Annotated in this window: 20 protein-coding genes and 1 pseudogene; 20 read left to right on the top strand and 1 reads right to left on the bottom strand. The window is 61.6% G+C overall.

The window, feature by feature from the left end:
- Positions 1-9 precede the first annotated feature (9 nt).
- Positions 10-666, bottom strand: a complete 657-nt coding sequence (locus tag LOY52_RS03065) for a hypothetical protein (RefSeq protein ID WP_258678144.1) — start codon at positions 664-666, stop codon at positions 10-12.
- A gap of 232 nt (positions 667-898) precedes the next feature.
- On the opposite strand from LOY52_RS03065, the gene cbiE reads away from it, so the two are divergent.
- The 20 genes and pseudogenes from cbiE (at position 899) to LOY52_RS02965 (ending at position 21,910) form a co-directional block, all read left to right on the top strand.
- Complete coding sequence (gene cbiE, locus LOY52_RS03060; RefSeq protein ID WP_258678143.1) at positions 899-2,110, top strand: precorrin-6y C5,15-methyltransferase (decarboxylating) subunit CbiE; 1,212 nt, start codon at positions 899-901, stop codon at positions 2,108-2,110.
- Positions 2,103-3,200 carry a cobalt-precorrin-5B (C(1))-methyltransferase gene (locus LOY52_RS03055; RefSeq protein WP_258678142.1) on the top strand — a complete coding sequence of 366 codons (1,098 nt, stop codon included), beginning with the start codon at positions 2,103-2,105 and terminating at the stop codon, positions 3,198-3,200. The genes cbiE and LOY52_RS03055 overlap by 8 nt, the downstream gene beginning before the upstream one ends.
- Complete coding sequence (locus tag LOY52_RS03050; RefSeq protein WP_258678141.1) at positions 3,197-3,922, top strand: cobalt-precorrin-6A reductase; 726 nt, start codon at positions 3,197-3,199, stop codon at positions 3,920-3,922. Before LOY52_RS03055 ends, LOY52_RS03050 begins: the two co-directional genes overlap by 4 nt.
- A 56-nt stretch (positions 3,923-3,978) precedes the next feature.
- Positions 3,979-4,315, top strand: a pseudogene (locus LOY52_RS03045) (type II toxin-antitoxin system RelE/ParE family toxin).
- A gap of 4 nt (positions 4,316-4,319) precedes the next feature.
- The gene (locus LOY52_RS03040) at positions 4,320-4,643 is read left to right on the top strand and encodes a DNA-binding protein (RefSeq protein WP_258678140.1); all 324 of its coding nucleotides are present in this window, start codon (positions 4,320-4,322) and stop codon (positions 4,641-4,643) included.
- Between the two features lie 113 nt (positions 4,644-4,756).
- On the top strand, positions 4,757-5,155 hold the full coding sequence (locus tag LOY52_RS03035; RefSeq protein WP_225137326.1) for a DUF2946 domain-containing protein: 399 nt from the start codon (positions 4,757-4,759) through the stop codon (positions 5,153-5,155).
- A 47-nt stretch (positions 5,156-5,202) separates the two neighbouring features.
- Entirely contained in the window at positions 5,203-5,682 is a 480-nt protein-coding gene (locus LOY52_RS03030; RefSeq protein WP_258678139.1) for a copper chaperone PCu(A)C, read from the top strand.
- 21 nt (positions 5,683-5,703) lie between these two features.
- On the top strand, positions 5,704-6,150 hold the full coding sequence (locus LOY52_RS03025; RefSeq protein ID WP_258678138.1) for a DUF2946 domain-containing protein: 447 nt from the start codon (positions 5,704-5,706) through the stop codon (positions 6,148-6,150).
- An 85-nt stretch (positions 6,151-6,235) separates the two neighbouring features.
- Positions 6,236-8,356: a TonB-dependent copper receptor gene (locus LOY52_RS03020; RefSeq protein WP_258678137.1), complete on the top strand. Its 2,121-nt coding sequence runs from the start codon at positions 6,236-6,238 to the stop codon at positions 8,354-8,356.
- A 103-nt stretch (positions 8,357-8,459) separates the two neighbouring features.
- Positions 8,460-9,839 (top strand): PepSY domain-containing protein, encoded by a 1,380-nt coding sequence (locus LOY52_RS03015; protein WP_258678136.1) that lies wholly within the window; start codon positions 8,460-8,462, stop codon positions 9,837-9,839.
- Between the two features lie 149 nt (positions 9,840-9,988).
- Entirely contained in the window at positions 9,989-12,112 is a 2,124-nt protein-coding gene (locus tag LOY52_RS03010) for a TonB-dependent siderophore receptor (RefSeq protein WP_258678135.1), read from the top strand.
- Between the two features lie 117 nt (positions 12,113-12,229).
- Positions 12,230-13,018, top strand: coding sequence for an ABC transporter ATP-binding protein (locus tag LOY52_RS03005; RefSeq protein ID WP_258678134.1), 789 nt, complete (start codon positions 12,230-12,232; stop codon positions 13,016-13,018).
- Positions 13,015-13,962, top strand: coding sequence for an ABC transporter substrate-binding protein (locus LOY52_RS03000; protein WP_258678133.1), 948 nt, complete (start codon positions 13,015-13,017; stop codon positions 13,960-13,962). Before LOY52_RS03005 ends, LOY52_RS03000 begins: the two co-directional genes overlap by 4 nt.
- The gene (locus tag LOY52_RS02995) at positions 13,959-14,969 is read left to right on the top strand and encodes an iron ABC transporter permease (protein WP_258678132.1); all 1,011 of its coding nucleotides are present in this window, start codon (positions 13,959-13,961) and stop codon (positions 14,967-14,969) included. The genes LOY52_RS03000 and LOY52_RS02995 overlap by 4 nt, the downstream gene beginning before the upstream one ends.
- A 313-nt stretch (positions 14,970-15,282) precedes the next feature.
- Positions 15,283-16,548 carry an urea ABC transporter substrate-binding protein gene (gene urtA / locus LOY52_RS02990; RefSeq protein ID WP_027613564.1) on the top strand — a complete coding sequence of 422 codons (1,266 nt, stop codon included), beginning with the start codon at positions 15,283-15,285 and terminating at the stop codon, positions 16,546-16,548.
- Between the two features lie 226 nt (positions 16,549-16,774).
- The gene (urtB, locus tag LOY52_RS02985) at positions 16,775-18,277 is read left to right on the top strand and encodes an urea ABC transporter permease subunit UrtB (protein ID WP_258678131.1); all 1,503 of its coding nucleotides are present in this window, start codon (positions 16,775-16,777) and stop codon (positions 18,275-18,277) included.
- Entirely contained in the window at positions 18,277-19,356 is a 1,080-nt protein-coding gene (urtC, locus tag LOY52_RS02980) for an urea ABC transporter permease subunit UrtC (protein WP_258678130.1), read from the top strand. The genes urtB and urtC overlap by 1 nt, the downstream gene beginning before the upstream one ends.
- A complete protein-coding gene (urtD, locus tag LOY52_RS02975; RefSeq protein ID WP_086794501.1) occupies positions 19,353-20,222 on the top strand; it encodes an urea ABC transporter ATP-binding protein UrtD in 870 nt (289 codons plus the stop codon). The genes urtC and urtD overlap by 4 nt, the downstream gene beginning before the upstream one ends.
- Before the next feature lie 119 nt (positions 20,223-20,341).
- Positions 20,342-21,040 carry an urea ABC transporter ATP-binding subunit UrtE gene (gene urtE, locus LOY52_RS02970; RefSeq protein ID WP_225137313.1) on the top strand — a complete coding sequence of 233 codons (699 nt, stop codon included), beginning with the start codon at positions 20,342-20,344 and terminating at the stop codon, positions 21,038-21,040.
- A 30-nt stretch (positions 21,041-21,070) separates the two neighbouring features.
- Positions 21,071-21,910, top strand: a complete 840-nt coding sequence (locus LOY52_RS02965; protein ID WP_258678129.1) for an urease accessory protein UreD — start codon at positions 21,071-21,073, stop codon at positions 21,908-21,910.
- The last annotated feature ends 26 nt before the right edge of the window (positions 21,911-21,936 follow it).

Raw genomic sequence — 21,936 nt, 5'->3', positions numbered from 1 at the left:
TGCGGTTTTTCAGAGTTCGACCTCTTCAAGGTCGTCCACACTCTCGCGAATCGCCTGATCTACAGCTTCCCGGTTTTCGTCGATGGCCCTGCGCTTGATCACCAGTCTTCTGGCGCGGATGTCCAGTTGCGACATCGGTTGATGGATCTGCCAGAACAGGTAGTTGGTACTCAATACCATCTTGATAAAACGGATATGACTGAGCACCACGACCAACTCGCCACTGGCGTTCTGACTGACCGGAACAATGTGCGAGGTGAAGGTTTTGCCACTCAGGGCGGTAAATTTTTGCAGCAACGCTACATCTTTTTCCAGCGCTGCCAGCCCTGCTTCAACCTGCTCTAATTGAATGCGCGCGAGCAAGGGTGCTGTCAACCGCCGCCACGCCTCCTGCACACTTCCGGAAAACGCCTCCTGGACTAGCACCACCGGCTTCTCTTCCAGGTTCCAGCCACATGACCAAAGGCCCCCGGCAAAGTAATCGAACCACTCTGCAGGCTGCAGGCTGCTGTCACAACGGCTGTCCGCCGCGATCTGGGCGAGATAAATGCAGTTCCTCACAAATCTGTTATCGGCCTCTGCCCGCCCCTCCAGTCCGGTGAACAACATATTATTAACGGCAACTGCATTACTCTGACTTAAACGTGTAGCTGAATTGATATCCATATCGCTCCCTGCCAACTTGGCACTGATTAAATTTATAGTTTAATTGCGCCAGACTTATGAAAAAGAACTGACCTCATTCAAACTAACAAAAAAGAAAGTTGGAAAAATCACTATTGCTCAACATTAAGTTTCCGCATTGCTCTCGACACGCCGCGACGACAGACCCGCGTCAGATGCCAGTAGCCGCGTTATCATGCCGCCCTTGAAGATCTACCCTGGATTAAGGAACGGTATGACACCCTGGCTGACGGTTGTGGGAATCGGTGAAGACGGCTTCAAGGGCCTGGGCAAAAACGCCCGGCGCGCCCTGTTGGCCGCCTCGCGGATCATCGGCGGCCAGCGACAACTGGACTTGCTGCCGGTGTGTATTCGCGGCGAACGCGAATTGTGGCCGAGCCCGTTTTCCCTCGCGCCCGTATTGGAACGGAGTGGCCAAGCCGTATGCGTGCTGGCCAGCGGCGATCCGATGTTCTATGGCGTCGGCGCCAGCCTTGCGCGGCACGTGCCAAGTGCCGAGATGCTGACCCTGCCGGCACCATCCTCCTGTTCGCTGGCCGCTGCCCGCCTCGGCTGGCCGTTGCAAGAGGTGGCCACACTGTCGCTGGTCGCGCGACCTCTGGCAGCACTCAATGCGCATCTGTTCAGCGGGGTGCGCCTGTTGCTGCTGAGCAATGACCGGCAAAGTCCGGCGGCGGTCGCGGCGCTGCTGCGTGAGCGCGGATTTGGCGGCAGCCGCATGAGTGTTCTGGAGCACCTGGGCGGCGACGCCGAGCGGCGTATCGACGGCACTGCGCGTGACTGGAATGACCCAACGATTGCCGATCTGAATGTAATCGCCATCGAATGCCTGGCCGATGCGCAGGCGCCACGCCTGTCGCGTCTTGCCGGACTGCCCGACTCGGCATTCCAGCACGACGGGCAACTGACCAAACGCGATGTCCGCGCGATCACCCTCGCCCGCCTCGCGCCGGTTCCCGGCGAATTGCTGTGGGACGTCGGCGGTGGTTGCGGCTCGATCGGCATCGAATGGATGCGCGCGCATCCGAGCTGCCGTGCCATCGCCATTGAGGCGGACGAAAGCCGACAGGCCTTGATCGAACACAACCGCGACGCGTTGGGCGTGCCCGGTCTGCACTTGGTGCGTGGCCGTGCGCCGCAAGCCCTTGCCGGGCTGGAGCGCCCGGACGCGATCTTCATCGGCGGCGGCGTGACCCGTGAAGGCGTGTTTGAAACTTGCTGGGAACAACTCAAACCCGGTGGTCGACTGGTTGCCAACGCCGTGACCCTGCAAAGTGAAGTCACGCTGATGCACTGGCGCGAACGCCACGGCGGCGAACTGACCCGAATCCACGTTGCCCAGGCGCAACCGCTGGGCGAGTTCGACACCTGGCGTCAGGCGTTACCGATTGCCCTGCTGGATCTGGTCAAACCCCTCGATGCGTGACGAAACCGCCGAACAACCCGCGCCCCTGCGCAGCGGCCTGACCACCGGCAGCTGCGCCACAGCCACCAGCCTCGCCGCCGCGCGACTGCTGCTCGGCGGAATGTCGGCGGATGCGGTGCAGATCGTCCTGCCCAAGGGCAAACAGGTGCAAATGCGCCTGGAGTTCTGCCGCTTGTCCGAGGGCGGCGCCGAAGCCGGGACGATCAAGGACGCCGGCGACGACCCGGACGTGACCCACGGTGCGCTGCTCTATTCACACGTGCGGCTGCTGGCTGAACCGGGGATTCGCTTCATCGCCGGCGCAGGTGTCGGCACCGTCACCCGCCCGGGGCTGGTACTCGGGGTCGGTGAACCGGCGATCAATCCGGTGCCGCGCAAGATGATCAGCGATCACCTGAGCCTGCTCGCCGCCGAGATAGGTTATGCCGGCGGTTTCGAGGTCACCGTCAATGTCGAGGGCGGCGAGGCGCTGGCGCTGAAAACCATGAACCCGCGGCTGGGCATTCTCGGTGGTTTGTCGATCCTCGGCACCAGCGGCATCGTCCGGCCGTTTTCCTGCGCGGCGTACATCGCCTCGATCCATCAGGGCATCGACGTCGCCAAAACCAATGGTTACCTGCACATCGCCGCGTGCACCGGCAACGCCAGCGAAGACACCATGCGCCGGGTCTACGACCTGCCGGAAATCGCCCTGATCGAAATGGGCGACTTTGTCGGCGCGGTGCTCAAGCATCTGCGCAAAGTGCCGGTGGATAAACTCAGCCTGTGCGGCGGCTTCGGCAAGATCAGCAAACTGGCGGCAGGGCACATGGATCTGCACTCGCGGCATTCGAGTATCGACCTGCCGCAACTGGCTGAATGGGCGGCGGCGATTGGTGCCGATCAGGCATTACAGCAGAGCATTCGTGACGCGAACACCAGTCAGCAGGCCCTGGCGATGGCCAGCGCGGCAGGAGTCGCCCTCGGCGATGAGGTCTGTCGTCATGCGCTGAATTTCGCCCGCAGCGTGGTGCCGGCGCAGGTGCAGGTCGAAGTGTTTGCGATTGATCGCCAGGGCGGCATTGTCGGCCACGCCGGAGGTTTTGCATGAAACGAATTCTGTTGCTTGGCGGCGTTACCGAGGCGTTGGCCATCGCTCGTACGCTGGGGCCAGAACACATTTACAGCCTGGCCGGCGTGGGCCGGGTGCCTGCCGACCTGACCTGCCAGGTGCGCGTCGGCGGCTACGGCGGGGCCGAAGGTCTGGCGCAATTCATTCGCGCTGAAGGCATAGACCTGCTGTTCGACGCGACCCATCCCTACGCCGCGCAAATCAGCCACAACGCCGCCCGCGCCGCGCAACTCGCCGGCATCCCCTGCTGGGCCTTGCGCCGCCCCGCGTGGCAGCCGCAACCGGGCGATGACTGGCGTGAAGTCAGCGACTGGGCCGAACTGACCGAAGCCCTCAAACCGTTCCGCCGCCCACTGTTCACCCTCGGCCGCGAACCGCTGCAACACCTCGACGAGATCCCTGCCAACCAGTTCTGGACCCTGCGCGCCCTCGACGTCTGCCCCGGCAACGAACGCTGCGAAGTCATCGGTGCCCGTGGGCCGTTTCTGCTTGAGGAAGAACGCGCACTGTTCGAACGTCGGCAGATCGATGTGCTGATCAGCAAGAACAGCGGCAGCACCGCGACCGAGCCGAAGCTGGAAGTGGCGCGGGAGTTGGGAGTGCCGGTGATGGTGTTGAAGCGGCCGGTGTTGGCGGGGGTTGATCGGGAGTTTTGGACGCTTCAAGAAACACTTGTTGAATTGGAGACGATCACCTCCTGAGGCAAGATCCACGGCTTGCATGATAAGTAACCTATTTGTTACCTTCAGGGCCGACTGTGATCACACTCGAAGAATATCTACAAGAAAACGATTCAAGCCCGTTTGGCCGTTGGATCTCCACTTTGAGCGTGCCCGGCCGCAGCAAGGGTTTCGAAAGCCTTGGCACGGTTGGAAGCGGGCAACACCTCCAACATCAAGTGGTTCGATGGTCTCGGCGAATACAAAATAAACTGGGGTCCTGGCTATAGAATTTATCTGATACAAGAGGGAAAACGACTGATCATCTTGTTCGGTGGAGGAGATAAATCCACACAGAGACAGGACATCAAACAGGTGAAAGCACTGATAGCCGAATTTCGAACTCGAAAAAAAGCTGAACAGAACCAGAGGTAATTTGATGGCGCTCACTCGAAGCTACAAAATTTCAATTTCAGAGCGTGCACAACGTGATCCCGAATTTGCCCAGGCATTACTGAACGAAGCCGCAACGCTTTTTCTGAATGGCGAGCCAGAAGTTGCGAGGATAATTTTGCGCGACCTCGTCAATGCAACTGTCGGATTCGAAGAACTTGCACGGGAAACTGAAAAGCCCAGCAAAAGCCTGCATCGAATGTTGTCCGCCAAAGGCAACCCGAGCATGGACAATCTGGCAAAAATTTTTTCGGTAATCCGAACTACGCTGGGAGTAGACATGGAGGTTCACGCGGTCCCAGTGAACTGAGCGATTGGTTGACGAGATCGCTGCGACACCAAACCGCACGACGCCTTTTTACTTATCGGCCCTGATCAGGCTAAATAGCCCGCGCCTGATCGCCCACCCAACGGATCTGTCCCATGAACCGACACCGGCTCGCATTTGCCTGGATCGCCTGCTTCGCAGTGCTGTTCAACATGCTCGCCATGCCGATGACCGGGGCGATGGCGCAGGCGGCCAGTTCACCGGCCGAACAGTTGCTGTGGAGCAGTTTCTGCACCGGCAGCGGGACGAAGATGGTGGCGATCAACATCGGCACCTCGGAGCAGAAAGCCCCGTCCAACGACAGCCATTCCAACATGCAGCATTGCTGGTGTTGCTCGGGTTCCGCGCCGCTGGTGGCGTTGCCGGGCCATACGCCGCAGCTGTATTTCGCCCGCTACGAAAGCAATCGCAGCGTGGCACCACCCTCGTTGCAAACACCGACACCGCGCCAGCAATGGCCGAGCCTCAATCCCCGCGCCTCGCCTCTGGTCTGATCTGTCTCGCAATTGACCTGCGTTTCACATCGTTCTGGAGAACTGCCATGTTGAACAAACTCTTCGTCATCGCTGCGCTGTTGCTGCCGGCGTGCTTCGCCCATGCCCACGAATACAAGGCCGGCGAGCTGGAAATCGCCCACCCGTGGTCGCAGGAACTGCCGCCCAACGCGCCGACCGTCGCCGCTTACTTCGTGATCAGCAATCCCGGCAAGACCGACGACCGCCTGCTCAGCGTCGACTCGCCGATAACCGCCGAAGCGCAACTGCATGAGCATGTGATGCAGGGCGACCTGATGAAAATGCAGCAGGTGCCCAACGTGGTGATTCCTGCCGGCGGCAAGGTCACGTTCGCGCCGATGGCCTATCACGTGATGTTGCTCAACCCGAAAGACCGCAGCCTGCTCAGCGACGGCAAACGCTTCCCGCTGACCCTGCATTTCGAGAAGGCGGGTGACGTGACCGTCGAAGTCGCGGTGCAGAAGAAACCACCGCAAGACACCCAGGCGCACGATCACGCCCAGTAACCGATCCGGCTGACCACGCCCGTGCGCCTGCAACGCGCCGGGGCATCCCGCCTGCATCGCCAGAGCCAGACTCTGACCCGCGGTAGCTGGATCGCCCTGTTCGCCATGTTGATGATCTTCATCGGCCCGCTGATTTCTCAGTCGATGCCGATGGATCAGCACGCCTCGACTTCCATGGCGATGAGCATGGACATGGCGATGGACATGCCGGGCATGGATCACGCCGCGCACGGTGCACAACCGGCTGCCGAACACTGTCCTCCGCAATCCTCGCACCACGCCCTGTGGGAAAAATGCGGTTATTGCAGCCTGCTGTTCAACTGCCCGGCGCTGACCGGTGGTGGCACGTTCGCCACGTTCAGCATCGCCCACGTCAACACCTTCACCCCATCCTCCCCACGTCTGGGCCATGCCCGGCAGACCTTCTTCCCCGGCGCCCGCACCCGCGCCCCACCCGTCAACGCGTAAACACCGCACCTTTGATTGCACACGGTTGAGAAGACAGCGTCAGGCTGCCGGCCGTGTCGTTTACGACTGTTTGATGGAAATTGTCATGTCCAGGTTTTCTGCTGTTTCACGCTTGGGTTCTGCCCGGGCTTCCTTCGCCCTGAACGAATCGCGCATTCGTTTCTCGCACGCTACTGCCGTCCTTTGCGGCGTCCTGCTGTCGCCGCTGGTGCTGGCCGACGACCACGCCGGTCACGTTGATGAACTCAGTCCGACGGTGATCACTGCCATCGCTCCCAGCTCACCGCTGACCATCGTCACCAACCCCAAGGACCCGCGCCAACCGGTGCCGGCCAGTGACGGCGGCGATTACCTGAAGACCATTCCCGGCTTCGCCCTGGTGCGCAATGGCGGCACCAACGGTGATCCGGTGCTGCGCGGCATGTTCGGTTCGCGGCTGAATATCCTCACCAACGGCAGCATGCTGCTCGGCGCCTGCCCGGGGCGAATGGACGCGCCGACCTCGTACATCTCGCCCGAGACCTACGACAAACTCACGGTGATCAAAGGCCCGCAAACCGTACTCTACGGACCGGGCGCATCCGCCGGCACGATCCTCTTCGACCGTGAGCCGGAAAGCTTCGGCGAACTCGGCACGCGGGTGAATGCCAGCGTGCTGGTCGGCTCCAACGGGCGCTTCGACAAGGTCGTCGACGCCGCTGCCGGCGGGCCATTGGGCTACGTGCGAGTGATCGGCAACACCGCGCACTCCGACGACTATCGCGACGGCAACAACGACAGCGTGCCGTCGCGCTACGACAAGTGGAACGGTGACATCGCCGTCGGCTGGACCCCGGACGCCGACACCTTGATCGAACTCACCGCCGGCAAGGGCGACGGCGAAGCGCGCTACGCCGGGCGCGGCATGGACGGTTCGCAGTTCCTGCGCGAAAGCCTCGGCCTGCGCTTCGAAAAATCCAACATCACCGACGTGCTGGAAAAACTCGAAGCACAGGTCTACTACAACTACGCCGACCACGTGATGGACAACTACAGCCTGCGCACGCCATCCGGCACCGGGATGATGGCCGGGCCCATGGCCTCCAACGTCGACCGCCGCACCCTCGGCGCGCGGATCAAGGCGACCTGGCGCTGGGCCGACATCCAATTGATCACCGGCCTCGACGCGCAGACCAACGAACACCGCCAGCGCAGTGGCATGGGCATCGACACCTACAAGGATCAGCCGTACACCAAGGACGCCGATTTCCATAACTACGGCGTGTTCAGCGAAATGACCTGGTACGCCGCTGATCGTGACCGGCTGATCACTGGCGCCCGGCTCGACCGTGCTTCGGCCAAGGATTACCGGCAGAGCATTGGCTCGGGAATGATGAGCCGCGCCAACCCGACCGCCGACGAGACCCGCGCCGACACCTTACCAAGCGGCTTCGTGCGTTACGAGCATGACCTCGCTGACAGCCCGGCCACGCTGTACGCCGGCCTCGGTCACGCGCAGCGCTTCCCGGATTACTGGGAACTGTTTTCACCGAAGTCCGGCCCGGCCGGCTCGCTGAATGCGTTCGACTCGATCAAACCGGAGAAGACCACCCAGTTCGACTTCGGCGTGAACTACAAGACCGCCGAACTCGAAGCCTGGGCCTCGGGCTATATCGGCGTGGTGCGCGACTACATCTTGTTCGACTACACGCCGACGATGATGGGCATGAGCACTTCGCGCGCGGAAAACATCGACGCACGGATCATGGGTGGCGAACTCGGCGCCGCCTACAAACTTACCGATAACTGGAAAGCCGATGCGACCCTGGCCTATGCCTGGGGCAAGAACAGCAGCGATGGCAAGGCCCTGCCGCAAATGCCGCCGCTGGATGCGCGTTTCGGCCTGACCTATAGCGAAGACAACTGGAGTGCCGGGGCGCTGTGGCGCATGGTCGCGGCGCAACACCGCATCGACCAGAACAAGGGCAACGTGGTCGGCAAGGACTACGACAAGAGCGGCGGCTTTGGCGTGTTCTCGCTCAACGGCGCCTACCGGATCAACAAAAACTGGAAGGTCAGCACCGGCGTCGACAACCTGTTCGGCAAGGCTTACGCCGAGCACTTGAACCTGGCGGGCAACGCCGGTTTCGGCTACCCGGCCAACGACCCGCAAGCGATCAACGAACCGGGGCGCACGCTCTGGACCAAGGTCGATATGAGTTTCTAACAAGAAAAATCAAGAGATCGCATGGAGCGCGTAGCTCCTGTAGGAGCTGCCGAAGGCTGCGATCTTTTGATCTGAAAACGATTCGCCAAGCGGAGCAAACGTGATGCAAAAGCCCAAACCGAATTTCTACAACCTGGCCTGGCGCTGGCATTTCTATGCCGGATTATTCGTCGCGCCGTTCATGGTGATGCTGGCCCTGACCGGCATCGTCTACCTGTTCAAACCGCAACTCGACTCTCTGATGTACAGCAGTCTGCTCAACGTCCCGGCCGGGCATCACACGGTGCCGGCCGATGAGCTGCTGCAACGGGTCAAGAACGCTTATCCACAGGGTCAGATCACCCAGTACCTGCCGCCGGCCAACGCCGAACGCAGCGCGCAGTTCGTGGTGAAAAACGCCGGCCATGAACTCAACGTATTCATCGATCCGTACCACGGCGACATCCTCGGCGAGCAGGATGCAAAGAAAAATCTGCAAGCCATTGCGCGCGCCATTCACGGCGAATTGATGATCGGCACGCTCGGTGACCGCTTGATCGAACTCGCCGCGGGTTGGGGCGTGGTGCTGGTGGTGTCGGGGGTGTTCCTGTGGTGGCCGCGGGGTCAGGCCGCCGGAATTCTGTGGCCACGGCTGAACAGTCGCGGTCGCGTGTTGTGGCGGGACCTGCACGCGGTTACCGGGTTCTGGGGCGCCGCGCTGTTGCTGGTGATGCTGCTCAGCGGCATGACCTGGACCGGTTTCTGGGGCAAGCAGTACGCCCAGGTGTGGAACGTGTTCCCGGCCGCGATGTGGAACAACGTGCCGACCTCCGACGTCGAGGCCGGCAGCCTCAACAACGCCGCGCGCCAGACCGTGCCATGGGCGATGGAAAACACGCCAATGCCAATGTCCGGCGACCACGCCGAACACATGGCCCACGGCGGCATGCAACACGGCCCCGCCGCACCCGCGATCAGCCTGCAAGACGTGCAGAACATCGCAATTGAACGCAAGGTCGAACCGGGCTACAGCATCACCCTGCCGACCACCGCAACCGGTGTGTTCACCATCGCCGTGTTCGCCGACGACCCGCGTAACGACGCCACCCTGCATGTCGATCAGTACACCGGCAAGGTCCTCGCCGATGTGCGTTTCGAGCAGTACGGCGTAGTGGCACGGGCCACGGAAATCGGCGTGATGCTGCATGAAGGCAAGATGTTTGGCACCTTCAACCAGATCATCGTGCTGCTGATCTGCCTGATGATTCTGCTCAGCGCCGTCAGCGGTGTAGTGATCTGGTGGAAGCGTCGTCCGCAGGGCAAGTTCGGCGTACCACCGCTACGCCATGACCTGCCGAAATGGAAAACCGGCGTGGCGATCATGCTCGCTTTGGCCGTGATCTTTCCGCTGGTGGGCGCTTCGCTGGTGCTGGTCTGGCTGCTGGATCGGCTGCTGTTGTCGCGTCTGGGCCGCCAAGCTGAATCTGCCTCAACTTCAACGTGAAGCAGGCGAGATGCGCGTTTCAGACAGATCTTTAAACTGCCGGGACTTAAACTCCGGCATTTTTTAGTGTTACTGTATAACGCAAATGTGCCGTTCTGCCCGCAACCACAAGTTGCGGGCTTCTTTTGAAGAAGTGATTCACCGTCCCGATGAACAAGTACCTCTTGTCCAGCCTCTGCCTGCTTGCCCTGAACAACGCCAACGCCGATGGCCAACCGTTGACTCTGCCCACCGGCACCATCTCCGCCCCTGCGGTTGACGAAGAAACCGTCAGCCTGACCACGCCGACCAGCGCCGGCTCGCGCCTGAACCTGACGGCCATGGAAACTCCGGCCAGCGTCGAAAGCCTCAGCGGCGAGCAGGTTCGCGCCCGTGGTGATCGCAGCGTGCAGGACGCCGTGTCGCGCAGCACTGGCATCAGCCGCACCGGGACGCCGGGCGATGGCGGCACCTCGTTGCAGGCACGCGGTTTTACCGGGCAGAGTTCGGTGATGCAGTTGTATGACGGCAATCGGATGTACACCGGCATGGGAACCGTGACCTTTCCGGTCGACACCTGGTCGGTACAGCGCGTCGATGTGCTGCGCGGCCCGGCCTCGGTGCTGTACGGCGAAGGCGCGACCGGTGCGGTGGTCAACGTGATCCCGAAGAAGCCGTTCGAGGGCGAAATCGAAAACCACCTGCGCCTCGGCTACGGTTCCTACGACAGCCAGCAGCAGGCGTTCGACAGCGGCGGCTCGCTGAGCGACACCCTGAGCTATCGCCTCAATCTCAATCGCCTGCGCAGCAACGGCTGGGTCGATCGGGGTGACTCCTCCAGCGACTTCATCAGTGCCGCCCTGCGCTGGCAGGCCACCGACGACCTGGCCTTCACCTTCGCCCACGACTACGGCGACCAGCGCCCACAGAACTACTTCGGCACGCCATTGATCAATGGCCAGTTGAAGGACAGCCTGCGCAACAAGAACTACAACGTGCGTGACGACCAGCAGCACTACAACGATCAATGGACACGACTGACCACTGATTGGCAAATCAACGACGTAATCAGTGCCAGCAACGAGCTGTACTACCTCAAAGCTCAGCGCCGCTGGCAGAACGCCGAGAACTACAACTTCGACACCGCCACGCAACAGCTCAGCCGCAGCGGCTACTTCGGCATCGGCCATCAGCAAGAGCAGGTCGGCGACCGCCAGACCTTCACCTTCAAGCACTCGCTGTTCGGCCTCGACAGCCAGACCGTGACCGGCGTCGATTACAACCGCATCCGCTTCCAGCTCAACAGCAACTCGCCGTTCAACGACGTGCTGCCGAACGGTCAGGCGCTGGACCTGTATCACCCGCAACCGGGCTATTTCGAAAGCGCCAACCCGTATCGCGACCAGTTCGACAGCACCACAAAACAGATGTCAGTGTTCGCTGAAAACCGCACGCAACTGAGCGAGCGCTGGTCGCTGGTGACCGGCGTGCGCCGTGATTACGTACACGTTGATCGCAACAATCTGATCGACGACAGCCACAGCGACAAGACCCTGACCGGCAATAACTGGAAGGCCGGACTGGTGTTTGCCCTGACGCCGGAGACTTCGTTCTACGGTCAGGTTGCGACCAGTACCGATGGCATCGGCGGCCTGATTTCCCTGAGCCCGAGTCAACAGCAATACGACCTGTCGACTGCACGCCAGACCGAGGTCGGCATGAAGCAGTTGTTCTGGGATCAGCGCGGCGAGTTCACCCTGGCGGCCTATCGCATCGTCAAGAAGAAGCTGTTGACTGACGATCCGGGCAACCCGACGCTCAAGCAGCAGGTCGGCCAGCAATCGTCCAATGGCTTGGAAGCCAGCGTCGATCTGCAACTGCCGCACGCCTGGCAGCTGCAGGCCAACGCGGCCATCGTCAAAGCCAAGTACGATGATTTCTCTGAAGTGGTCGATGGCCAGACGCTGTCGTACAACGGCAATCGCCCGGTGGATGTGCCGCGTCGAACCGCCAATCTGTGGCTGAACAAAAACCTTACCGATGACCTGAAGGCCGGTGCCGGTGTGCGTTATGTCGATGCGCGTTACGCCGACATGGCCAACCGTAATGAGCTGCCGAGTTACACCGTGGTCGATGCGACGCTGTCGTGGCAAGCCCTGCGCAACACCACGCTCGGCCTGCAGGTGAACAATCTGTTTGACCGCCGGTACGCACAAAGCCAATACAATGCCGGCCAGCAGTGGATTCTCGGCGAGCCGAGATCGTTCTTCGTCACGGCGGATTACACCTTCTAACCCAACCCCTGTAGGAGCTGCCGCAGGCTGCGATCTTTTGATCCTGATCTTTAAAAGCAACAGCAAAAGATCGCAGCCTTCGGCAGCTCCTACAGGGGCAAGCATCATGAGCATTTGATGACCTCGCTAAATCTCGCCAACCTCGCCTGGACTCCTCTGGGCCACGGCCACTGCCATCACCAGTTCCAGCTGCGTGATGCCTCATTGCAGGTGGCCGCCGGTGAGTTTGTCGGGCTGATCGGTCCCAACGGCAGCGGCAAGACCAGCCTGCTGCGCTGCGCCTATCGCTTTAGTCAGCCGGAAAGCGGCGAGGTCAGACTCGATCATCACAACGTATGGAAGCAATCCTCGCGCTGGTGCGCGAAACGCATCGCCGTGGTCCTGCAGGAATTCCCCGACGCCTTTGGCCTGACCGTCGAAGAAGTGGTCGCCATGGGCCGCACGCCGCACAAAGGCCTGTTCGATGGCGACACGCTGGCAGATCGCAATCTGGCGACGCAAGCGCTCAAATCCGTCGGACTCGACGGCTTCGAAGACCATGCGTTCGCCACCCTGTCCGGCGGTGAGAAGCAGCGGGTGATCCTTGCCCGCGCCCTGACTCAGCAGCCGCAACTGTTGATCCTCGACGAGCCGACCAACCACCTCGACCCGCGTTATCAGCTCGAACTGCTGCAACTGGTCAAGCGCCTGCAGATCGGCACCCTCGCCAGCATCCATGACCTGAATCTGGCCGCCGCGTTCTGTGACCGACTGTACGTGATCAACCACGGGCGCATCGTCGCCAGCGGCACGCCGCAAGATGTACTGACCACCGAGCTGCTGCGCGACGTGTTCGGCGTCGAAGCACTGATCGACTCCCACCCCCTCCACGGCTACCCGCGAATCACCTGGATTACCCGACCATGACTGTGCGTTCCCTGCTTTGTGTCGCTCTTTTGTTGTGCAGTGCCCAGGCCTTCGCCGAAGCCACGAAATACCCGCTGACCATCCACAGCTGCAACCGTGAAGTGACCTTCAGCGAGGCGCCGAAACACGCGGTCAGCCACGACATCAACATGACCCAGATGATGCTCGCCCTCGGCCTCAAATCGCGCATGGCCGGTTATAGCGGCGTCAGCGGCTGGAAGTCGGTGACGCCCGAGATGCAGTCGCTGCTCGACGGTTTGCCGGAGCTGGCTGCGAAATATCCGTCGGTGGAAACCCTGCTCAACGCCAACGTCGATTTGTTTTTCGCCGGTTGGGATTACGGCATGCGCGTCGGCGGCGACCTCACCCCGCAGACCCTGCAACCGCTGGGCATCAACGTGTATGAGCTGACCGAGTCCTGCGCCTTCGTGATGAAGCGCCCGGCGGCGACGCTGGACGACACCTACAACGACCTGCGCAATCTGGGGAAGATTTTCGACGTGCAGGATCGCGCCAACGCACTGATTGCCGACATGCAGAATCAGGTCGCCGAGATCCGCAAAGACCTGCCCGCCGACAAGCCGCGCGTGTTTCTCTACGACAGCGGCGAAGACCGCGCCATGACTTCCGGGCGCCTCGGCATGCCGCAGGCGCTGATCGATGCGGCAGGCGGGCGCAACATTCTCGACGACGTCGAAGCGAGCTGGACCCGGGTCAACTGGGAAACCGTGGTCGAGCGCAATCCGCAGGTGATCGTGATCGTCGACTACAGCGAAATCACTGCCGAGCAGAAGATCGAATTTCTGCTGAAGAACCCGGCGCTGCAAGCGGTCGATGCGATCAAGAACCAGCGCTTCATCGTCATCCCTTACGTGCAGGCCACGCCGGGGATCGATAACGTGCTGGCGGTGGAAACCCTGGCCAAAGGATTCCACGGCGAATGATCGACCGTCGCTACGCCCTGTTACTCACCGCCCTTGGCACCCTGTTGCTGGTGTCGTGCGTGGCCTCGCTGGGCTTTGGCCCGGCGCGGGTGCCGGTGGACGTGGTGTGGCGGATTCTCCTGCACAAGGCCTTGGGTTTCGGCGAGGTGAGCTGGAGCGCCGGGCAGGAGCATATCGTCTGGCTGATCCGTGTGCCGCGCATGTTGCTCGGCGCATTGGTGGGTGCCGGGCTGGCGTTGATCGGCGCGGTGCTGCAAGCGGTGACGCGTAACCCACTGGCCGATCCACACCTGCTCGGCGTCACCTCCGGCGCGACACTCGGCGCCGTGATCGTGGTGCTGCACATCGGTGAAATCGTCGGCCTGCTGACCTTGCCGATTGCCGCATTCATCGGCGCCTTGCTGAGCATGTTTCTGGTGCTGGGCATTGCCAACCGTCAGGGTCGGCTCGACAGCGACCGGTTGCTGCTGTGCGGCGTGGCGGTGTCGTTCGTGATGATGGCGATCGCCAACCTGCTGCTGTTCATGGGCGACCATCGCGCCAGTTCGGCGGTGATGTTCTGGATGCTCGGCGGCCTCGGTCTGGCGCGCTGGGAATTGCTGACAATACCCGCGCTGAGCGTGTTGCTTGGCCTGGTTTTGCTGCTGGGCATGGCCCGACCGCTGAACGCACTGATGGCCGGCGAACAGACCGCCGTGACCCTCGGCCTGAATGCCCGCGCGGTGCGCCTGCGGGTGTTTGTAATCGCCTCGTTGATGACCGGGGTGCTGGTGTCGATCAGTGGCTCGATCGGTTTTGTCGGGCTGATGGTGCCGCACATTGCCCGGCGTCTGGTGGGTGCCGAACACCGCCGATTGCTGCCGACCTGCGTGCTGCTCGGCAGCCTGTTTCTGGTGTGGGTCGATGTCGCAGCACGCACGATGATCGCCCCGGAAGACCTGCCCATCGGCGTTGCCACCGCGGCTATCGGCGGTCTGTTCTTCATCGGTCTGATGCGCCGCCGCTGACACAACACAATCCCCCTGTAGGAGCTGCCGCAGGCTGCGATCTTCTGATCTTGCTGTTGATCATTAGAAATCAAAGTCAAAAGATCGCAGCCTTCGGCAGCTCCTACAGGAATTGCGAGCGCCCCAATCTGGCGCGGTTGTCTGCACCAACGCTATGTGCGCGTGCCTTTGTGGTGCACCCAGCCAACGCGCAACCGCTCTAAACCGACATTTTCCTGCCCGATCCCGACCGGGCACAGCCCTTGCAAAACACACCTTCAGTCGTCCGCATCTGCCAACCATAAAAAACTTTAACGTTCATGGAGATCGCACAATGAAGCGTCGCAGTTTGATCAAGGCTTTCACACTCACGGCATCCATTGCCGCGATGGGCATGACCTGGACTGTCCAGGCTGCCGAGACCATCAAGGTGGGGATTCTGCATTCGTTGTCCGGGACCATGGCGATCTCCGAAACGTCGCTCAAAGACATGGCGCTGATGACCATCGACGAGATCAACGCCAAGGGCGGCGTTAACGGCAAGATGCTCGAACCGGTGGTGGTCGACCCGGCGTCGAACTGGCCGCTGTTCGCCGAAAAAGGCCGGCAGTTGCTGACTCAGGACAAAGTCGCGGTGGTGTTCGGTTGCTGGACCTCGGTGTCGCGTAAATCGGTGCTGCCGGTGTTCGAAGAACTCAACGGCCTGCTGTTCTACCCGGTGCAGTACGAAGGTGAAGAGATGTCGCCGAACGTGTTCTACACCGGCGCCGCGCCGAACCAGCAAGCGATCCCCGCCGTTGAATACCTGATGAGCGAAGAAGGCGGCAGCGCCAAGCGCTTCTTCCTGCTCGGCACCGACTACGTCTACCCGCGCACCACCAACAAGATCCTGCGCTCGTTCCTGCATTCCAAAGGCGTGGCCGACAAGGACATCGAAGAGGTCTATACCCCGTTCGGTCATAGCGACTATCAAACCATCGTCGCCAACATCAAGAAATTCTCCGCCGGCGGCAAGACTGCTGTGATCTCCACGGTCAACGGCGACTCCAACGTGCCGTTCTACAAAGAGCTGGCCAACCAGGGCTTGAAGGCCACCGACGTACCGGTGGTGGCGTTCTCGGTGGGTGAAGAAGAGCTGCGCGGCATCGACACCAAACCGCTGGTGGGCAACCTTGCGGCGTGGAACTACTTCGAGTCCGTGGAGAACCCGGTGAACAAGAAGTTCGTCGCTGACTGGAAGGCCTACGCGAAGAAACACAACCTGCCGGGCGCCGACAAAGCGGTGACCAACGACCCGATGGAAGCCACTTACGTCGGCATCCACATGTGGGCGCAAGCAGCGGAAAAAGCCAAGTCCACCGACGTCGACAAAGTTCGCGAAGCACTGGCCGGCCAGACCTTCGCCGCGCCGTCCGGTTATACGCTGACCATGGACAAGACCAATCACCACCTGCACAAACCGGTGATGATCGGCGAGATCCAGAACGACGGTCAGTTCAACGTCGTGTGGCAGACCGAAGGTCCGATCCGTGCCCAGCCGTGGAGCCCGTTTATCGATGGCAACGACAAGAAACCGGATTATGCGGTGAAGAGCAACTGAGCCATTGGGCCTGACAAGTGTCCGGGCCCGACTCAACTCCCTGTGAAAATGGTTTTCTGTGGCGAGGGAGCTTGCTCCCGCTGGGTTGCGAAGCAGCCCCAAATCCGTTGACCGCGGTGTATCAGGTTACGACTGCTACGCAGCCGAGCGGGACGGTGCGACGATTCGACAAGCTCCCTCGCCACAAAAGCCAGTCCTCACATAAAGTTCGCGTAAGGCCAAGCATATGCCCACCGCCCTTTTTCGCTTCATCCTGGCCCTGGCACTGCTGTTGCCGATGACTGCCTTTGCCAGCGACGCCGAAGACTTCGTCGCCGCCAACCCGGTGCAACAGGCCAAACTGCTGGAAGCCTGGGCCGCGCAGCCCGATCCTGCCCGCATCGAACTGATCAACGCCCTGCAACAAGGCGAACTGACCGTCGACGGCCAACCCAAAACCCTGCGCCTGAACAACCGCCTGCGGGGTCTGATCGACACCGCTCTGGCCAGCCACCAATTGCTCGCCGCCGACGCCAAAACCCGTCTGACTGCCGCGCAGCAATTGCAGAAAAGCGCGAAACCCGCGCAGCTGAAATTCCTCGACCAGCAACTGGCTGGCGAAAAAGACGAGAACGTCCACGCCGCCCTGAGCCTGGCGCTGGCCAACCTGCAACTGGTCGACAGCGACCCGGCGGTGCGGCTGGCCGCGGTGCGCCTGCTCGGTGAAACTGGCGATCCACTGGCACGCACGCGCCTCGAAGGCCTGCTCGAACCCGGCGTCGAAAGCGATGCCGGGGTGCGCACCGCCGCCGAAACCAGTCTGGCGCAGGTCAAGCGCAAACTGCTGATCGGCGAAGTACTCGGTCAAGCCTTCAGCGGCATGTCGCTCGGCTCGATCCTGCTGCTCGCGGCCCTCGGTCTGGCGATCACCTTCGGCCTGCTCGGGGTGATCAACATGGCCCATGGCGAGATGCTGATGCTCGGCGCTTACTCGACCTACGTGGTGCAGCTGATGTTCCAGCGTTACGCACCGCAAGCCATCGAGTTCTACCCGCTGATCGCACTGCCGGTGGCGTTCTTTGTCACGGCGGCAATCGGCATGGCGCTGGAACGCACGGTGATTCGTCATCTCTACGGCCGACCGCTGGAAACCCTGCTCGCCACCTGGGGCATCAGCCTGATGTTGATCCAATTGGTGCGCCTGCTGTTCGGGGCGCAGAACGTCGAGGTGGCGAACCCGGCGTGGCTGTCCGGCGGGATTCAGGTGCTGCCGAATCTGGTGCTGCCGTACAACCGCATCGTAATCATCGCCTTCGCCTTGTTCGTGGTGGTGCTGACCTGGCTGCTGCTGAACAAGACCCGCCTCGGCCTCAACGTGCGAGCGGTGACGCAGAACCGCAACATGGCTGCCTGCTGCGGCGTGCCCACCGGGCGCGTCGACATGCTCGCCTTCGGCCTCGGCTCGGGCATCGCCGGCCTCGGTGGCGTGGCGCTGAGCCAGATCGGCAACGTCGGCCCGGATCTGGGTCAGAGCTACATCATCGACTCGTTCCTGGTAGTGGTGCTCGGTGGCGTCGGCCAACTCGCCGGCAGCGTGCTCGCAGCATTCGGGCTGGGCATCGCCAACAAGATTCTCGAACCGCAGATCGGTGCGGTACTGGGCAAGATCCTGATCCTCGCGCTGATCATTCTGTTCATCCAGAAACGTCCGCAAGGCCTCTTCGCACTGAAAGGACGGGTGATCGACTGATGAACCAGCCTCTACTTGTCACGGCCACGCAAAAAGCCGGGCCAAAAGTCACCCTTGCCATCGGCGCGGTGATCCTCGCGCTGCTGATCGCCCTGCCGCTGCTCTCGCTGTTGGCGCCGGATAGCACGCTGCACGTCTCGGCGTATACGCTGACGCTGGTCGGCAAAATCCTCTGCTACGCCATCGTCGCTCTGGCGCTGGATCTGGTCTGGGGCTACGCCGGGCTGCTGTCGCTGGGTCACGGTCTGTTTTTCGCTCTTGGCGGCTATGCGATGGGCATGTACCTGATGCGCCAGGCCGCCGGGGATGGCTTGCCGGCGTTCATGACCTTTTTGTCGTGGACGGAATTGCCGTGGTACTGGAGCGGCACCGGCAGCTTTATCTGGTCGATGTGTCTGGTGGTACTGGCGCCGGGTCTGCTGGCGTTGGTGTTCGGTTTCTTCGCCTTCCGCTCGCGGATCAAGGGTGTGTATTTCTCGATCATGACCCAGGCCCTGACGTTCGCCGGGATGCTCCTGTTTTTCCGCAACGAGACCGGCTTCGGTGGTAACAATGGTTTCACCAATTTCCGCACGATTCTCGGCTTCGGTATCACTGAACCGGGCACTCGCGCAGTACTGTTTCTGGCCACCGTATTGTTGCTGGTGGCGAGTCTGTTCATCGGCTGGCGTCTGGCGCAGAGCAAGTTCGGCCGGGTGCTGACCGCACTGCGCGATGCGGAAAACCGCCTGATGTTCTGCGGTTACGACCCGCGCGGTTTCAAGCTGTTCGTCTGGGTCTTGAGCGCGGTGCTGTGCGGTCTGGCCGGGGCGTTGTACGTGCCGCAGGTCGGCATCATCAACCCCAGCGAAATGTCCCCGACCAATTCGATCGAGGCGGCAGTATGGGTCGCCCTCGGCGGTCGCGGCACGCTGATCGGGCCGTTGCTCGGTGCCGGTGTGGTCAACGGCATGAAGAGCTGGTTCACCGTGGCCTTCCCCGAATACTGGCTGTTTTTCCTCGGCGCGCTGTTCATCGTCGTAACGTTGTATTTGCCCAAAGGCGTGATCGGCCTGCTGAAGAAACGAGGTGAACAATGAGAGTCACTGCGAGTGCTGAATTCATGCTCGAACCGGCGTTTTTCCCGGTGGAGCCGAACAAGGACGAAGGCACCAGCCGTGACTCGATCGGCCTCGGCCAGCGCGTCGGCCCGGGCCTCGACACCCGGCACGGTACGATCCTGACCCTGGAAGACATCAGCGTCAGCTTCGACGGCTTCCGCGCCTTGAACAATCTGAACCTGTACATCGGCGTCGGCGAACTGCGCTGCATCATAGGCCCCAACGGCGCGGGCAAGACCACGCTGATGGACGTGATCACCGGCAAGACTCGCCCGAGCCACGGCAAGGCGTGGTTCGGCGAAACCCTGGATTTGACGCAGATGAGCGAAGTGCAGATCGCCCAGGCCGGGATCGGCCGCAAGTTCCAGAAACCGACGGTGTTCGAAGCCCTCAGCGTGTTCGAGAACCTGGAGCTGGCGCAGAAAACCGACAAGTCGGTGTGGGCCAGTTTGCGCGCACGCCTGAGTGGCGAGCAGCGTGATCGCATCAGCGAGGTGCTGGAGACCATTCGCCTGACCACCTCGGTCAATCGCCCGGCGGGCTTGCTGTCACACGGTCAGAAGCAGTTTCTGGAAATCGGCATGTTGCTGATGCAGGACCCGCAATTGCTGCTGCTCGACGAACCGGTGGCGGGCATGACCGATGCCGAAACCGAGTTCACCGCCGAGCTGTTCAAGAGCCTGGCCGGCAAGCATTCGCTGATGGTGGTGGAGCACGACATGGGCTTCGTCGGCTCGATTGCCGACCATGTGACGGTGCTGCATCAGGGCAGCGTGCTGGCCGAAGGGTCGCTGGAGCAGGTGCAGGAAAACGAGCGGGTGATCGAGGTCTACCTCGGCCGCTGAAGATTGTCCCCTGTAGGAGCTGCCGCAGGCTGCGATCTTTTGATCCTGATCTTAAAAACAAGATCAAAAGATCGCAGCCTGCGGCAGCTCCTACACAGGGAATTGAGGAGATTTTGAGAATGCTGCAAGTCGACAAGCTGCACCAGTACTACGGCGGTAGCCACATCCTGCGCGGCCTCTCATTCGACGTAAAAGTCGGCGAAGTCACCTGCCTGCTCGGGCGCAACGGCGTGGGCAAGACCACCCTGCTCAAATGCCTGATGGGCCTGTTGCCGGCCAAGGAAGGCGCGGTGAACTGGGAAGGCCAACCGATCACCACGTTCAAGCCGCACCAGCGCGTACACGCCGGGATCGCCTATGTGCCACAGGGCCGGGAAATCTTCGGCCGGCTCACCGTGGAGGAGAATCTGCTGATGGGCCTGTCACGGTTTCCCGGCAGCGAAGCGAAAGAAGTCCCAAGTTTCATCTACGAATTGTTCCCGGTGCTGCTACAAATGAAGCAGCGCCGCGGTGGCGACCTCTCCGGCGGTCAGCAACAGCAGCTCGCTATCGGGCGCGCATTGGCCAGTCGTCCGCGTTTGCTGATCCTCGACGAGCCCACCGAAGGCATCCAGCCCTCGGTGATCAAGGAGATCGGCGCGGTGATCAAGAAGCTCGCGGCGCGTGGCGACATGGCGATTTTGCTGGTCGAGCAGTTCTACGATTTCGCTGCGGAACTGGCCGATCAATACCTGGTGATGTCCCGGGGCGAGATCGTGCAACAGGGCCGAGGTGAAAATATGGAGGCCGAGGGTGTACGAGGTCTGGTAACAATTTAATCTGTAGCTTCCTAACGATAATTACAAACCATGAACTTAGCGCTTCCCACTGCCCTGTTTACCCCGAGCTGGCACGCCGAGCTGGAGCTGGCTTACGCCCGCTTCGGCGACTGTACGCGCCCGGTACAGCGCCGGCATCTCGGCCCGCTACGGGTGCAAAAGCACCTGTATGCCGAAGGCCCCGAAGTCTGCCAGCACATCATCGTCCACCCGCCGGGCGGGATCGCCGGGGGTGATCGACTGAACATCAGCGCCCGCGTCGAACAGGATGCCTGGGCGCAGATCACCAGTCCCGGCGCGGCCAAGTGGTATCGCGCAGCGGGGCCGGCGTATCAGCAACTCGATCTGAAAGTCGCGGCCGGCGCGACGCTGGAATGGCTGCCGCAGGAAACCATCGTCTACAGCGCCGCTCAGGCTGAACTCACCACCTCGATCGAACTTGAGGGCGATGCGCGGCTGTTCTACTGGGACGTGGTGGCGCTGGGTCGCCCGGCCAGTGGCGAGCGCTTCGACCTCGGACACTTTCAAGCGCATCTGGATATCCGCCGCGACGGGCGGTTGCTCTGGCACGAGCGTCAGCGCATCAGCGGCAATGACGGTTTGCTCGATTCGCCCATCGGACTGGATGGCAATCCGGTGTTCGCCACGCTGTTGGTCACCGGCGAGATTGATGCAGAGCTGCTGGAGCACTGCCGTTCGCTGGGCCATGAAGTGCGCGGCGATCTGACCCAGTTGCCGGGGCTGTTGGTTGCCCGTTGCCTGGCGAGCGAGGCACTGCTGGCCCGCGCCTGGCTGATCGACCTGTGGCGCCTGCTGCGCCCTGCAATGCTCGGCCGCGAGGCCCAGCCACCACGAATCTGGAATACCTGAAATGCACTCCCCTGTAGGAGCTGCCG

The organism is Pseudomonas sp. B21-051 (assembly GCF_024748795.1).
GTDB classification, from domain to species: Bacteria; Pseudomonadota; Gammaproteobacteria; order Pseudomonadales; family Pseudomonadaceae; genus Aquipseudomonas; species Aquipseudomonas putida_A.
Note: the sequence above shows the minus strand (reverse complement) of the source record. Positions and strands in the feature narration are given on the sequence as shown.

What these genes read in the sequence shown, in the direction of transcription:
- urtB (WP_258678131.1), top strand. Translation starts at nt 16,775, where the DNA reads ATGCCCACCGCCCTTTTTCGCTTCATCCTGGCCCTGGCACTGCTGTTG.
- urtE (WP_225137313.1), top strand. Translation starts at nt 20,342, where the DNA reads ATGCTGCAAGTCGACAAGCTGCACCAGTACTACGGCGGTAGCCACATC.
- LOY52_RS03020 (WP_258678137.1), top strand. Translation starts at nt 6,236, where the DNA reads ATGTCCAGGTTTTCTGCTGTTTCACGCTTGGGTTCTGCCCGGGCTTCC.
- LOY52_RS02965 (WP_258678129.1), top strand. Translation starts at nt 21,071, where the DNA reads ATGAACTTAGCGCTTCCCACTGCCCTGTTTACCCCGAGCTGGCACGCC.
- LOY52_RS03065 (WP_258678144.1), bottom strand. Translation starts at nt 666, where the DNA reads ATGGATATCAATTCAGCTACACGTTTAAGTCAGAGTAATGCAGTTGCC.
- LOY52_RS02995 (WP_258678132.1), top strand. Translation starts at nt 13,959, where the DNA reads ATGATCGACCGTCGCTACGCCCTGTTACTCACCGCCCTTGGCACCCTG.
- LOY52_RS03005 (WP_258678134.1), top strand. Translation starts at nt 12,230, where the DNA reads ATGACCTCGCTAAATCTCGCCAACCTCGCCTGGACTCCTCTGGGCCAC.
- urtA (WP_027613564.1), top strand. Translation starts at nt 15,283, where the DNA reads ATGAAGCGTCGCAGTTTGATCAAGGCTTTCACACTCACGGCATCCATT.
- LOY52_RS03035 (WP_225137326.1), top strand. Translation starts at nt 4,757, where the DNA reads ATGAACCGACACCGGCTCGCATTTGCCTGGATCGCCTGCTTCGCAGTG.
- LOY52_RS03040 (WP_258678140.1), top strand. Translation starts at nt 4,320, where the DNA reads ATGGCGCTCACTCGAAGCTACAAAATTTCAATTTCAGAGCGTGCACAA.
- LOY52_RS03010 (WP_258678135.1), top strand. Translation starts at nt 9,989, where the DNA reads ATGAACAAGTACCTCTTGTCCAGCCTCTGCCTGCTTGCCCTGAACAAC.
- cbiE (WP_258678143.1), top strand. Translation starts at nt 899, where the DNA reads ATGACACCCTGGCTGACGGTTGTGGGAATCGGTGAAGACGGCTTCAAG.
- LOY52_RS03055 (WP_258678142.1), top strand. Translation starts at nt 2,103, where the DNA reads ATGCGTGACGAAACCGCCGAACAACCCGCGCCCCTGCGCAGCGGCCTG.
- urtD (WP_086794501.1), top strand. Translation starts at nt 19,353, where the DNA reads ATGAGAGTCACTGCGAGTGCTGAATTCATGCTCGAACCGGCGTTTTTC.
- LOY52_RS03015 (WP_258678136.1), top strand. Translation starts at nt 8,460, where the DNA reads ATGCAAAAGCCCAAACCGAATTTCTACAACCTGGCCTGGCGCTGGCAT.
- LOY52_RS03050 (WP_258678141.1), top strand. Translation starts at nt 3,197, where the DNA reads ATGAAACGAATTCTGTTGCTTGGCGGCGTTACCGAGGCGTTGGCCATC.
- LOY52_RS03030 (WP_258678139.1), top strand. Translation starts at nt 5,203, where the DNA reads ATGTTGAACAAACTCTTCGTCATCGCTGCGCTGTTGCTGCCGGCGTGC.
- urtC (WP_258678130.1), top strand. Translation starts at nt 18,277, where the DNA reads ATGAACCAGCCTCTACTTGTCACGGCCACGCAAAAAGCCGGGCCAAAA.
- LOY52_RS03000 (WP_258678133.1), top strand. Translation starts at nt 13,015, where the DNA reads ATGACTGTGCGTTCCCTGCTTTGTGTCGCTCTTTTGTTGTGCAGTGCC.